The following is a 12,346-nucleotide window of genomic DNA, read 5'->3' on the forward strand; positions in this document are numbered from 1 at the left end:
TCATCCAACTGTTCGGGCTCTCGCCAAAGTGGAACGGTGAATGGCAGCTTGTGCTCCCACACGTGCTCAAGGCACCTCTGGCATTCAGCTTGCCATTCACCGCTCTCACTTCAGATTCTAATCCCCTCTCAAGACACAAGCTGGCTTGTCGGCGATAGGGCCGGTACAGGCATTACTGCTGTCGCGACTCCACGCCCAGCTCATCCCACACCGACTCAGCCATGTGGAAGGTGGCATTGGCAGCCGGAATGCCGCAATAAATCGCGCTCTGCATCAGTACTTCCTTGATTTCGTCGCGCGTGACGCCATTGTTGGCCGCCGCGCGCAGGTGCAGCTTCAGCTCGTCATTGCGGTTCATGCCAATCAGCATGGCGATGGTGATCAGGCTACGGGTATGCCGCGGCAGGCCCGGGCGGGTCCAGATGTCACCCCAGGCGTGGCGGGTGATCATCTCCTGGAACTCGCCGTTGAAGTCGTTGAGCTTCTCCAGGCTGCGGTCCACATGGGCATCGCCAAGCACTGCGCGGCGTACTTGCATGCCGGCGTCGTAACGTTGTTTCTCGTCCATGGCGGTATCCTCAGTGGGCCAGCAGGAAGTCGAGCACGCGGCGGCTGAACGCCTCGCCGACCTCGACGTTGGACAGGTGCGCCGCCGGGAAGTCGACGTACTCGGCACCCGTGATACCGGCCTGCATGAAGCGGCCGTGCTCTGGGGTGGTCACCACGTCTTCGGTACCGGCAACGATCAGCGTCGGCACCTGTATGCGGCCCAACTGCTCACGGTAGTCGGCATCGCGCACCGCTGCGCAGTTGCCGGCATAGCCTTGCGGGCTGGTTTGCGCCAGCATCTGGCAGATGCGCTGGGCCTGCGCCGGCTGGGCCTGGGCGAAGCCCGGGGTAAACCAGCGGGCGATGGAAGCATCGCGCAGATCGACCATGGCCTGCTGGCCGCCCTTGAGCACGGTGTCGATACGAGTGTTCCACACCTCGTCGTTGGCGATCTTGGCGGCGGTATTGCACAGGGTCAGGCTGTGCAGGCGCTGGCCGGCATTGATGCCCAGCCACTGGCCGATCAGGCCACCCATCGACAGGCCGACGAAGTGTGCCTTGGCGATATCCAGCCCATCGAGCAAGGCCAGCACGTCACGGCCCAGCTGTTCGATGCTGTAGGGGCCTTCAGTGACCAGCGACCCACCGTGGCCACGGGTGTCGTAGCGCAACACGCGCAAGTGCTGGCTCCACAGTGGGATCTGCGTGTCCCACATGCCCAGGTCGGTGCCCAGCGAGTTGGACAGGACCAGCACCGGGGCGTTTTCCGGGCCATCGATCTGGTAATTCAAAACGCCATCGGCCAGTTGCAAGTGCGCCACAGCGGTCTCCTTCAGGCAGTGAAACGTTGATGTTCGGACACGGCGCGCGCCACCCAGACGCGGGCCTGGCCCAAGTAATGGGCAGGGTCGAGCAAGCGATCGAGTTCTTCGGCGGACAGCTCGGCGCTGACCTGCGGCTCTTCACCCAGCACATTGCGCAGGTGGCGCTGTTCGGCCACCGCGCGCTGGCAGCACTGCTCCAGCAGGTGGTGGGCGTGGTCGCGGCCCAGGCGCTGGGCGAGGACGATGCTTACCGCTTCGGCCAGCACCAGGCCCTGGGTCAGGTCGAGGTTACGGCGCATGCGCGCGGCATCCACTTCCATGCCCTCGGCAATCACCTGGGCCTGGCGCAGCGCACCGGAGACCAGGCAGCAGATGTCGGGCAGGGTTTCCCATTCGGCATGCCACAGGCCGAGGCTGCGCTCGTGCTCCTGGGGCATGGCGGCAAACAGCGTCGAAACCAGCCCCGGCACGCGGGTCGCGGCGCCGATCAGCACTGCTGCGCCGACAGGATTGCGCTTGTGCGGCATGGTCGAAGACCCACCCTTGCCCGGCGCGGAAGGCTCGAACAGTTCCCCCGCCTCGGTCTGCATCAGCAGGCTGACATCGCGGCCGAACTTGCCCAGGCTACCGGCGACCAGGCCCAGCACCGAGGCAAACTCCACCAGGCGGTCGCGATGGGTGTGCCAGGGCTGCTCGGGCAGGGTCAGCTTGAGCTGCTCGGCCAAGGCTTCGGCCACCGGCATCGCCTTGCTGCCCAACGCCGCGAGGCTGCCCGAGGCACCGCCGAACTGCAGCACCAGCAGGCGTGGGCGCAGCTCCTGCAGGCGCTGGCGGTGACGGGTCAAGGCGCCCAGCACACCGGCCAGTTTCATGCCCAGGGTCACCGGGGTGGCATGCTGCAACCAAGTGCGCCCCACCAGCGGCGTGTCGGCGTGCTGCAAGGCCTGATGCGACAGGGTATCAGCCAGCTTGCCAAGGTCGGCTTCGATCAGGTCGAGGGCAGCGCGCAGCTGCACGACCAGCCCGGTGTCCATCGCGTCCTGGCTGGTGGCGCCCAGGTGCACGTAGCGCTCGGCCTCGGGCACGCCACTGGCGATCACCTTGCCCAACGCCTTCACCAGCGGGATCGCCGAGTTGCCAGCAGTGGCGATGGCATTGGCCAGCGCGCCAACGTCATAACGCTCGGCGTGGCAAGCCGCCTCGATGGCCGCTACCGCGCTGTGCGGGACCAGCCCGGCAGCCGCCTCGGCCCGTGCCAGCGCCGCTTCGAAATCGAGCATACCCTGCAGGCGGCCACGGTCGGAGAAGATCTCGCGCATGGCCGGTGCGGTGAAGTAGGCGTCGAACAGTTGGTTGGTCATGCCACGTCCTTAATCATCGTGGTGCAGGTACGCGGCCTGCTTCGGCAAGCGCAGGCTGAACAGGAAGGCAATCGCCATCATCGCTGTCACGTACCAGTAGAAAGTGTTTTCCATGCCCAAGGTCTTCAGGCCGAGGGCAACGTATTCGGCCGAACCGCCGAACGCCGCGTTGGCCACTGCATAGGCCAGGCCCACACCCAGCGCACGCACCTGCGGTGGGAACATCTCGGCCTTCACCAGGCCGCTGATCGAGGTGTAGAAACTGACGATACACAACGCCAAGGTAATCAGCACGAAGGCCATGAACGGGCTGCTCACGGTTTTCAGCGCCATCAGCAGCGGCACGGTGAACAGCGTCCCCAGGGCGCCGAACAGCATCATCGAATTGCGCCGGCCGATGCGGTCGGAGAGCATGCCGAAGAACGGCTGCAGCACCATGAACAGGAACAGCGCGCCAGTCATCACGTAGCTGGCGTTTTTTGCGGTCATGCCGGCGGTGTTGACCAGGTACTTCTGCATGTAGGTGGTGAAGGTGTAGAAGATCAGCGAACCGCCCGCGGTATAGCCGAGCACGGTGATGAAAGCCGCCGCGTGGTTGCGGAACAGGCCCTTGATGGTACCGGCGTCCTTGTCCTGGCGGGTTTCGGCGCTGCTGGTCTCATGCAGCGAGCGGCGCAGCATCAACGAGATCAGCGCTGCAATGGCACCGACCACGAACGGTATGCGCCAGCCCCAGGCGCGCAGCTCTTCTTCGGTGAGCAGTTGCTGCAGGATCACCACCACCAGCACCGCCAGCAACTGGCCGCCGATCAGGGTCACGTACTGGAACGAGGCGAAGAAGCCGCGCTGGCCGCGCAGGGCCACTTCACTCATGTAGGTGGCAGTGGTGCCATACTCGCCGCCAACCGACAGGCCCTGGATCAGCCGGGCCAGCAACAGCAACGCCGGGGCCCAGGTACCGATGCTGGCATAGGTGGGCAGGCAGGCGATCATCAGGGAGCCGAAGCACATCATCAGCACCGAGATCATCAGGGAATTCTTGCGACCATGGCGGTCAGCGAGGCGGCCGAATATCCAGCCACCGATGGGGCGCATCAGAAAACCCGCGGCGAACACGCCTGCCGTGTTCAACAACTGCACGGTGGGGTCGTCGGAAGGGAAGAAAGCCGGAGCAAAGTAGATCGCGCAGAAGGCATAGACGTAGAAGTCGAACCATTCCACCAGGTTGCCTGAAGAGGCACCAACGATAGCGAAGATGCGTTTACTGCGTTCTTCGCCGGTGTAATAGGCTGAGGTCATGGTGAGTTTACTCCTGGAGGGTCGCAGGTAATTCTAGACACACCTGGTAACACACTCGTTCCGCTATCTGGCTGGCAATTGGCCTTGAGTCGCATGTGCCGGCCTCTTCGCGGGTAAACCCGCTCCCACAGGGGATGCGTGGTTCCCTGTGGGAGCGGGTTTACCCGCGAAGAGGCCGGTACAGGTCAAACCCGCTCGATGGCCAGCGCCAAACCTTGGCCTACGCCCACACACATGGTCGCCAGGCCTTTACGCCCACCGCTCTTTTCCAGTTGGTGAAGCGCAGTCAGCACCAGGCGCGCACCGCTCATGCCCAGCGGGTGGCCCAGGGCGATGGCACCGCCGTTGGGGTTCACCTGCGGTGCATCGTCGGCCACACCCAGCTCACGCAGCACCGCCAGACCTTGGCTGGCAAAGGCTTCGTTGAGCTCGATCACATCGAAATCATTCACCGCGATGCCCAGGCGCTCGGTCAGCTTGCGCACTGCCGGCACCGGGCCAATGCCCATCACCCGCGGTGCAACACCGGCGCTGGCCATGCCCAGTATCCGGGCACGTGGGGTCAGGCCGTGTTTCTTCACCGCCTCGGCCGAGGCCAGGATCAACGCCGCAGCACCGTCATTCACACCCGAGGCGTTGCCGGCGGTGACGGTCTTGTCCGGGCCGTTGACCGGCTTGAGCTTGGTCAGCGCTTCCAGTGTGGTTTCCGGGCGCAGGTGCTCGTCACGCTCGACGATGGTCTCGCCCTTCTTGTGCGCGATACGCACCGGCACGATCTCTTCGGCGAAGAAACCGGCGGTCTGGGCGGCAGCTGCCTTCTGCTGGCTGCGCAGGGCGAAGGCGTCCTGGTCAGCACGCGAAACCTGGTAATCGTCGGCCACGTTGTCGGCGGTTTCCGGCATGGAGTCCACACCGTACTGGCTCTTCATCAGGGGGTTGATGAAACGCCAGCCGATGGTGGTGTCTTCGAGCTTCATGTTGCGCGAATAGCCACTTTCGGCCTTGCCCATGACGAACGGGGCACGCGACATCGACTCGACGCCGCCGGCAATCGCCAGCTCCATTTCGCCGCTGGCAATGGCGCGGAAGGCGGTACCGATGGCATCCATGCCCGACGCGCAGAGGCGGTTCAGGGTAACGCCCGGAATGCTTTCCGGCAGGCCGGCCAGCAGCAGCGCCATGCGCGCCACATTGCGGTTGTCTTCACCAGCCTGGTTGGCGCAGCCGAAGAATACTTCGTCAACCTGATCCCACTGCACGCTCGGGTTGCGCTCGATCAGCGCCTTCAGCGGCACGGCGGCCAGGTCGTCGGCCCGCACGCCGGCCAGGGCACCGCCGAAGCGGCCGATCGGGGTGCGAATGGCGTCACAGATGAATACGTCGCGCATCAGGCTTCTCCTGCCACCTGGCCGTGGGCCGCGGCGGTACGGGCTTCGAGGTCTCGCAGGGCGGACAGCTCGACTTCGGTCGGTTCGGCAGTGGTCTGCACATCGTCGGCAAAGCGGATCGCCCAGCCAGTGGCGGCGATGATCTGCTCGCGGGTCACGCCCGGGTGGATGGCAGTAACGACGAATTCGTGGGTACCAGCCTCCGGCTCCATGATGCACAGGTCGGTGATGATACCGACCGGGCCGTCGCCTGGCAGGCCAAGGCGTTTGCGCGAGTCGCCGCCTTCACCGTGGCCAACCGAGGTGATGAAGTCCAGCTTGTCGACGAAGGCACGCGGCGACTGCTTGAGGATGATCAGCACCTGTTTGGCGGAACCGGCGATTTCCGGTGCGCCACCGGCACCCGGCAGGCGGGTTTTCGGGGCGTGGTAGTCACCGACCACAGTCGTGTTGATGTTGCCGAAGCGGTCGACCTGGGCGGCGCCGAGGAAGCCGACGTCGATGCGCCCACCTTGCAGCCAGTAGCGGAAGATCTCGCCGGTCGGCACCACGGTGTCAGCGGTTTCGGCCAGCTCGCCGTCGCCGATCGACAGCGGCAGTACGCTTGGCTTGGCGCCGATCGGACCGGACTCGTAAATCAGCACCACGTCTGGCGACGAGGTCAGGCGCGCCAGGTTGGCGGCCTTGGAAGGCAGGCCGATGCCGACGAAGCACACAGCACCGTTACGCAGGCGACGGGCTGCGGCGACGGTCATCATTTCGGAAGTGGAGTAGCTCATTGTGCGGCCTCCGCAGTGCTGGCCAGCTTGGCCTTGAATTCGTTGAAATCGGCAGTGCCACGGATGTAGGTGTCAATCCAGGCGGTGAACGACTCGCGGCTGCGCGCGATCGGGTCCCAGGCCTGGTAGAAGCGGTTGTCACGCTCATAGTAGCCATGGGCATAGGACGGGTGCGCACCGCCAGGTACCAGGCATACCGCGCTCAGGGCCCAGGTCGGCAGTACGCAGGCGTTCATCGGGGCCTGCAGGTCGTCGACGATTTCCTCGACGGTGACGATGCAGCGCTTGGCGGCCAGGGCGGCTTCCTTCTGCACGCCGAGGATGCCCCACAGCAACACGTTGCCTTTGCGGTCAGCCTTTTGCGCGTGAATCACGGTCACGTCCGGGCGCACCGACGGCACGGCTGCCAGCACTTCACCGGTGAACGGGCAGGTGACGCTCTTGATCAAGGGGTTGACCTTCGGCAGGTCGGAGCCGGCGTAAGCACGCAGCACGGCGAACGGCAGGCCAGAAGCACCGGCGACATAGGCGTTGGCCAGGTCGGCGTGGCTGTGCTCTTCGATTTCGATGGCGTGTGGCCACTGCTTCTCGACGGCATCACGCAGGCGGTGCAGCGAACCGACACCCGGGTTACCACCCCAGGAGAAGATCAGCTTGCTGGCGCAACCGGCGCCGATCAGCTGGTCGTAGATCAGGTCCGGGGTCATGCGCACCAGGGTCAGGTCGCGCTTGCCCTGACGGATGATCTCGTGGCCGGCGGCAGTCGGGATCAGGTGGGTGAAACCTTCGAGGGCGACGGTATCGCCATCCTGGATGAACTGCTTCACGGCTTCGTGAAGCGAGAGAATTGCAGCCATTTGGAGACTCCTGGTCAGGGTGCTTCGGTGAGCTCAGATTAAGGAGACTCTTGGGTGGCTTACAATCCGATAATCGACTATTTGTGCGATTATCGAACCATTTGTTGTCCTGCTACTCATTCACTACCGTGTCGAATTCTTCGCAGCACAAGGCTGGTCCTACAGGGGGGCGGCATCGCCTGTGTAGGAGCAGCCTTGTGCTGCGAAGGGCCGCAAAGCGGCCCTCGGGCCTCAGGTTGCGTCAGCGTGGCTCACCAGCCCTTTCACGATCACACCCACGGTCGCCAGCCCTGCCGGCACCAGCAACGCCGTCAGCACCTGTTCGAAGTTCCAGCCCAGCCCCAGCAGCGTGGCACCACTCCAGGCCCCGAGAATCGCGCCGAAACGGCCGATACCCAGCATCCACGATACCCCTGTGGCGCGGCCCTGTGTCGGATAGAAGCGCGCCGCCAGCGAAGGCATCGCCGACTGGGCGCCGTTCACGCACATGCCGGCAACCAGCACCAGCGTGGCCAATACGGTGATGTTGCCCAGGCTCTGCCCCACGGCGTAGGCGAACACCCCGGCCAGCAGATAGAAAATGCCGATCACCTTGTGCGGATTGAAGCGGTCCATGGCCCAGCCCACGCCGACGGCACTCAGCACGCCACCGAACTGGAACAGTGCGCCGATGAAGGCCGCCTGCTCCATGCTCGCGCCACTGTCGCGCATCAAGGTTGGCAGCCAGCTGGTCAGCAGATAGACGATCACCAGGCCCATGAAGTAGGTCAGCCACAACAGCATGGTGCCCATGCCGTAGGTACCGGAGAAGATCAGCGCAAACACGTTGCGCGCGGCCACTGCCTTCTGCTCCGGCACGCTGAAGCTGCCCGCCTCGGCCACCACCTGCGGTGCGATGGGGGACAAGGTCTTGCGCACCTTGTCGGTGCCCCGATTGCGCACCACCAGGAACCGCGCCGACTCCGGCAACCATACCATCAGCACCAGCGCAAGCAGCAACGGCAGCACGCCACCGATCACCAGCAAGCTGTGCCAGCCGTAGGCCGGGATCATCTTGGCGGAAATGAAGCCCCCACCGGCCATGCCCAGGTTGAAGCCGCAGAACATGCTGGTCACCAGCAGCGACTTGAGGCGTTCGGGGGTGTATTCAGACAGCAGCGTGGTGGCGTTGGGCATGCCTGCGCCAAGGCCCAGGCCGGTCAGGAAGCGCAACACCAGCAACTGCTCGACGTTGGTGGCATAGGCCGAGGCAAGGCTGAAGCCGCCAAATACCAACACAGCGCCCACCAGTACGCCCTTGCGGCCAAAACGGTCCGCCAGCGGGCCGGAGCCGAGGGCGCCGAAAACCATGCCGATCAATGCGGCACTCATGACCGGGCCGAGGCTGGCGCGGTCAATTCCCCAATCCTGTGACAGGGCCGGGGCTATGAAGCCCATGGCCGCAGTATCGAGGCCATCGAGGAAGACGATCAGGAAGCACAACAACACCACCCGCCATTGGTAGCGAGACAGCGGCTGCTGATTGATGAACGACTGGACGTCGAGGCTTTTGCCGACGTTGGTTTGCGCTTGGTTCATTATTGTTATCCGGAATGAGGGGCACAGCCAGGCCACTGCACGCGTTAAACCGGTACAGAGGACAGTAGTTTGAGGGAATGCGGCCGGCGTCAGCCTGGATATAACGGTACTGCGCGCGGGTGCGGCCGCGGCAGCGGGGGGACAGTATTCATGTAAGTGCCTCTTATTATGCTTTTCTTGTTCGGTCGGCACAGCCAACCGTTGCGAGAGACATTAATCAGCGGGCAGTGGTGGCGCAATTGACAGCGAACGACACTGTGCGTTTATCGCACAGGAAAGGGTTTTGCCTGTTCCAGATTTGAAAGGGGGCGCTTTGCGGCCCCCTGCAGGCTCAACCAAACAACTGATGGCAAAGGTCCCGGCTAGCCGCCAGCAGGATCGGCAAGAACCGTTGCTCCAGTTCACTGCGCGTCACCCGCCCGACATGGGTACTCACGTTCAATGCCGCCAACACCTGCCCCGAGGCGTCATACACCGGCACCGCAATCGAACGCAGCCCTTGCTCCAGCTCCTGGTCCACCACGCACCAGCCCTGGGCGCGCACCTGCTGGATACAGGCGAACAGCGACTCGGGGTCATGCAAGGTACGACTGGTACGCGCCTTCAGGTCGGCACGTTCCAGGTATTCACGCAGGCTGGTGTCGTCCATGGCCGCCAGCAAAATGCGCCCCATCGACGTGCAATAGGCCGGCAGGCGCCCGCCCACCGACAGGTCGACCGAAATCAGCCGCTCCACGGTGGCCGAACGGGCTATATAAAGAATGTCGTCACCTTCGAGCGTGGCCATGTTGGCCGCCTCGTGCAGCTGGTCGCTGATGCGGTCCAGGTATGGCTGGGCAGAAATCGCCAGCGGCGTCGAGGACAGGTATGCATGCCCCAGCGTCAGCACTTTGGGCAACAGCGAATAGGTGCGCCCGTCGGTGGTGGCGTAACCCAGCTTGATCAATGTGTGCAGGCAACGGCGTACCGCCGCACGAGGGATTTCGGTGCGGTGGCTGATCTGGGCGATGGTCAGGTGACGCTTGCGTTCCTGAAAGGCCTGAATCACTGCCAGGCCTCGCGCCAGGGAGGTCATGAAGTCCGGGTCGCCGGTAAAGGCCTGGATGCGCTTTGCCGGGGAAGCCACGATCGGCGGTGCCAGGGCTGCCGAGGCAGATCGCCCCTGCTCCGGGTTGCCCGACTCTGGATTGACGGAATCGTTGGCCAGGGTTTCATCACTCATCGCACACCTCGAAAAAAACGCCCACTCGTGCGATTATCGAACAAACGGCCGATAATCGCAATTGACCGCTGACACTTTTACTTATACCTTTCTCATGCCACTTGTGGCTTCTTTGGAGAGACTGGTCAGGTACCCACCGTAGAAGTCCCCAGGCAACGGCCTCGCCTTTTGGCGAGGCCGTTTTTCTTTACTCTCCCGTAGACGGTCCCGCTGCTGCACTGCAACGAACTTTTGTCCGTCTTGCCTTTCAAACTTGTACGAAAGGCCCAAACTGTTGTCGGATGCATTCCCTTACTTGCGTCTGGTGATGTCAGGGCTGGGTAAATAACGATGTTCGGCGAAATATCGGTTGCTATAATCGATTGCGCAGGCCTCGACGATGCCGTGGTAATGGAACCTTCCGCTGTATCAAGCCGTTGCGGCCAGCAAGGCATGTGCACGCTGCACACGTAGAACAACAGTCATCAAACTTAATTCAGGTACTACTGTGACGAAAGATGAACTGCGCGCGGAACTCGAGCGCCAGGCTGAACGTTACAAGGATGTTTACGGTGGCGAAGTCACCACTTACGCCGCACAACCGGATCCGGAACGCAAACCATGGCGCAAGCGCGCGAGCGTGCGCGACCAGGCCTTCAGCCAGGAACTGGAACGTATGGAAAAGGAACTGCGCAGCGACACTCCCTGACCCCGGGACCACGCCAGCGCGTCGTCGCCCGGCCAGCCCGGGCGCGGTCGATCTTTACTGTCTGGCCGAAGGTGAAATGGAATTACACAAATTTCATACGGCCGTTTGAAAAGAAGCGAAGCGGTTTTTTGCTTAATTTTTTGCCGGTTTTCGCCAGGTTTCGCGCGTTTTAGCGGACATTTCCCTGCCTCGACGTCGCGCCGTGCACATAACGCTCCCGACAGGAAGATTGCCGTCGGTCTGTCGCAGATGCATCGATTGCCAAGGTTTTCTGGCATAATCCCGCCCCCCTAAGACCGCCAGACAACCTTCATGATCGAATTATTCAGCGGACTGGATGCCTGGGTGTTGGTGAGCCTGCTGCTCGCCTTGACCTTCGTGCTCGCCTTCGAGTTCATCAATGGCTTTCATGACACCGCCAACGCGGTAGCTACCGTCATCTATACCAAAGCCATGCCGCCGCACCTCGCCGTGTTCTTTTCCGGCGTGTTCAACTTCCTTGGCGTTCTGCTCGGCGGTGTCGGGGTGGCCTATGCCATCGTGCACCTGCTGCCGGTAGAGCTGCTGATCAACGTGAACACCGGACACGGCCTGGCCATGGTCTTCTCGCTGCTGGCTGCGGCCATCACCTGGAACCTGGGCACCTGGTACTTCGGTATCCCCGCCTCCAGCTCGCACACGCTGATCGGCTCCATTCTCGGCGTCGGCCTGGCCAATGCCCTGATCAACGACATCCCGCTGGGCGACGGTGTCAACTGGCAGAAGGCGATCGACATCGCCATGTCGCTGGTGGTCTCGCCGATGGCCGGCTTCGCCGTTGCCGCACTGGTACTGATCGGCCTGAAGTGGTGGCGCCCGCTGTCGAAGATGCACAAGACCCCCGAGCAACGCCGCAAGCTCGACGACAAGAAGCACCCGCCGTTCTGGAACCGCCTGGTACTGGTGGTTTCGGCCATGGGCGTAAGCTTCGTGCACGGCTCCAACGACGGCCAGAAAGGCATCGGCCTGATCATGCTGGTACTGATCGGCATCGTCCCGGCCAAGTTCGTCCTCGACCTGAACAGCACCACCTACCAGATCGAGCGTACCCGCGACGCCACACTGCACATGAGCCAGTTCTACCAGCGCAACGCCGCCACCCTGGGCGAGTTCCTGGCGCTGGGCAAGGCCAAGGCCAGCGACCTGCCAGAGCAGTTCAGCTGCAACCCGCAGCAGACCGAGCCGACCATTGCCGCGCTACAGTCCTCGCTGCAGGGCGTGACCGACTACCACAGCCTGAGTGCCGACAAGCGTGTCGAAGTGCGCCGTTACCTGCTGTGCCTGGACGACACGGCGAAGAAGGTTGGCAAGCTGCCAGGCCTGGAAGCCCGTGAAAAGGCCGACCTGGAAAAACTGCGCAAAGACCTGACCGCCACCACCGAGTATGCCCCGTTCTGGGTGATCGTGGCCGTCGCCCTGGCCCTGGGCCTGGGTACCATGGTCGGCTGGAAGCGCGTGGTACTGACCGTTGGCGAGAAGATCGGCAAGCAGGGCATGACCTATGCCCAGGGTATGTCCGCGCAGATCACCGCGGCTTGCGCCATCGGCATGGCCAACATCTTCGCCCTGCCGGTATCGACCACCCACGTGCTGTCGTCCGGTGTGGCCGGCACCATGGTCGCCAACAAGAGCGGCTTGCAAGGCGGCACCGTGAAGACCATCCTGCTGGCCTGGGTACTGACCCTGCCTGCGTCGATGGGCCTGGCGGCCGGCCTGTTCTGGCTGGCGTCCAAAGCCATTGGCTGAGTGATACCGCAACAAG

11 protein-coding genes are annotated in these 12,346 nt (G+C 63.2%); 2 read left to right on the forward strand and 9 right to left on the reverse strand.

Annotation, left to right across the window (positions count from 1 at the left end):
* Positions 1–172 precede the first annotated feature (172 nt).
* From pcaC to pcaR, 9 genes are all read right to left on the reverse strand, one after another.
* Complete coding sequence (gene pcaC, locus CAF92_RS25365; protein WP_003259581.1) at positions 173–568, reverse strand: 4-carboxymuconolactone decarboxylase; 396 nt, start codon at positions 566–568, stop codon at positions 173–175.
* Positions 569–578: 10 nt separating this feature from the next.
* Positions 579–1,370, reverse strand: coding sequence for a 3-oxoadipate enol-lactonase (gene pcaD, locus CAF92_RS25370; protein ID WP_046617255.1), 792 nt, complete (start codon positions 1,368–1,370; stop codon positions 579–581).
* A gap of 11 nt (positions 1,371–1,381) precedes the next feature.
* Positions 1,382–2,734, reverse strand: coding sequence for a 3-carboxy-cis,cis-muconate cycloisomerase (locus CAF92_RS25375; protein WP_085602261.1), 1,353 nt, complete (start codon positions 2,732–2,734; stop codon positions 1,382–1,384).
* A 9-nt stretch (positions 2,735–2,743) separates the two neighbouring features.
* Entirely contained in the window at positions 2,744–4,033 is a 1,290-nt protein-coding gene (locus CAF92_RS25380; RefSeq protein WP_046617253.1) for an MFS family transporter, read from the reverse strand.
* A gap of 185 nt (positions 4,034–4,218) precedes the next feature.
* Positions 4,219–5,424 (reverse strand): 3-oxoadipyl-CoA thiolase, encoded by a 1,206-nt coding sequence (gene pcaF, locus CAF92_RS25385; RefSeq protein WP_178081827.1) that lies wholly within the window; start codon positions 5,422–5,424, stop codon positions 4,219–4,221.
* Positions 5,421–6,200, reverse strand: a complete 780-nt coding sequence (locus CAF92_RS25390) for a CoA-transferase subunit beta (RefSeq protein WP_015271653.1) — start codon at positions 6,198–6,200, stop codon at positions 5,421–5,423. The genes pcaF and CAF92_RS25390 overlap by 4 nt, the downstream gene beginning before the upstream one ends.
* Positions 6,197–7,057: a CoA transferase subunit A gene (locus tag CAF92_RS25395; RefSeq protein WP_046617220.1), complete on the reverse strand. Its 861-nt coding sequence runs from the start codon at positions 7,055–7,057 to the stop codon at positions 6,197–6,199. The genes CAF92_RS25390 and CAF92_RS25395 overlap by 4 nt, the downstream gene beginning before the upstream one ends.
* Positions 7,058–7,288: 231 nt before the next feature.
* Positions 7,289–8,635, reverse strand: a complete 1,347-nt coding sequence (locus CAF92_RS25400) for an MFS transporter (RefSeq protein WP_046617221.1) — start codon at positions 8,633–8,635, stop codon at positions 7,289–7,291.
* Positions 8,636–8,966: 331 nt separating this feature from the next.
* Positions 8,967–9,857, reverse strand: a complete 891-nt coding sequence (gene pcaR / locus CAF92_RS25405) for a pca regulon transcriptional regulator PcaR (protein ID WP_025340494.1) — start codon at positions 9,855–9,857, stop codon at positions 8,967–8,969.
* A 487-nt stretch (positions 9,858–10,344) separates the two neighbouring features.
* Here pcaR and CAF92_RS27510 point away from each other — a divergent pair, with 487 nt between their 5' ends.
* Positions 10,345–10,545 (forward strand): hypothetical protein, encoded by a 201-nt coding sequence (locus CAF92_RS27510; RefSeq protein WP_003259583.1) that lies wholly within the window; start codon positions 10,345–10,347, stop codon positions 10,543–10,545.
* Positions 10,546–10,857: 312 nt separating this feature from the next.
* Positions 10,858–12,330, forward strand: coding sequence for an inorganic phosphate transporter (locus CAF92_RS25415; RefSeq protein ID WP_025340495.1), 1,473 nt, complete (start codon positions 10,858–10,860; stop codon positions 12,328–12,330).
* Positions 12,331–12,346: the final 16 nt, after the last annotated feature.

Origin of the sequence: Pseudomonas sp. B10(2017), from assembly GCF_002113295.1 — a bacterium.
In the GTDB taxonomy this organism is placed as follows: domain Bacteria; phylum Pseudomonadota; class Gammaproteobacteria; order Pseudomonadales; family Pseudomonadaceae; genus Aquipseudomonas; species Aquipseudomonas pudica.

What these genes read in the sequence shown, in the direction of transcription:
- pcaR (WP_025340494.1), bottom strand. Translation starts at nt 9,857, where the DNA reads ATGAGTGATGAAACCCTGGCCAACGATTCCGTCAATCCAGAGTCGGGC.
- CAF92_RS25395 (WP_046617220.1), bottom strand. Translation starts at nt 7,057, where the DNA reads ATGGCTGCAATTCTCTCGCTTCACGAAGCCGTGAAGCAGTTCATCCAG.
- CAF92_RS25415 (WP_025340495.1), top strand. Translation starts at nt 10,858, where the DNA reads ATGATCGAATTATTCAGCGGACTGGATGCCTGGGTGTTGGTGAGCCTG.
- pcaC (WP_003259581.1), bottom strand. Translation starts at nt 568, where the DNA reads ATGGACGAGAAACAACGTTACGACGCCGGCATGCAAGTACGCCGCGCA.
- CAF92_RS25375 (WP_085602261.1), bottom strand. Translation starts at nt 2,734, where the DNA reads ATGACCAACCAACTGTTCGACGCCTACTTCACCGCACCGGCCATGCGC.
- CAF92_RS25390 (WP_015271653.1), bottom strand. Translation starts at nt 6,200, where the DNA reads ATGAGCTACTCCACTTCCGAAATGATGACCGTCGCCGCAGCCCGTCGC.
- CAF92_RS25400 (WP_046617221.1), bottom strand. Translation starts at nt 8,635, where the DNA reads ATGAACCAAGCGCAAACCAACGTCGGCAAAAGCCTCGACGTCCAGTCG.
- CAF92_RS25380 (WP_046617253.1), bottom strand. Translation starts at nt 4,033, where the DNA reads ATGACCTCAGCCTATTACACCGGCGAAGAACGCAGTAAACGCATCTTC.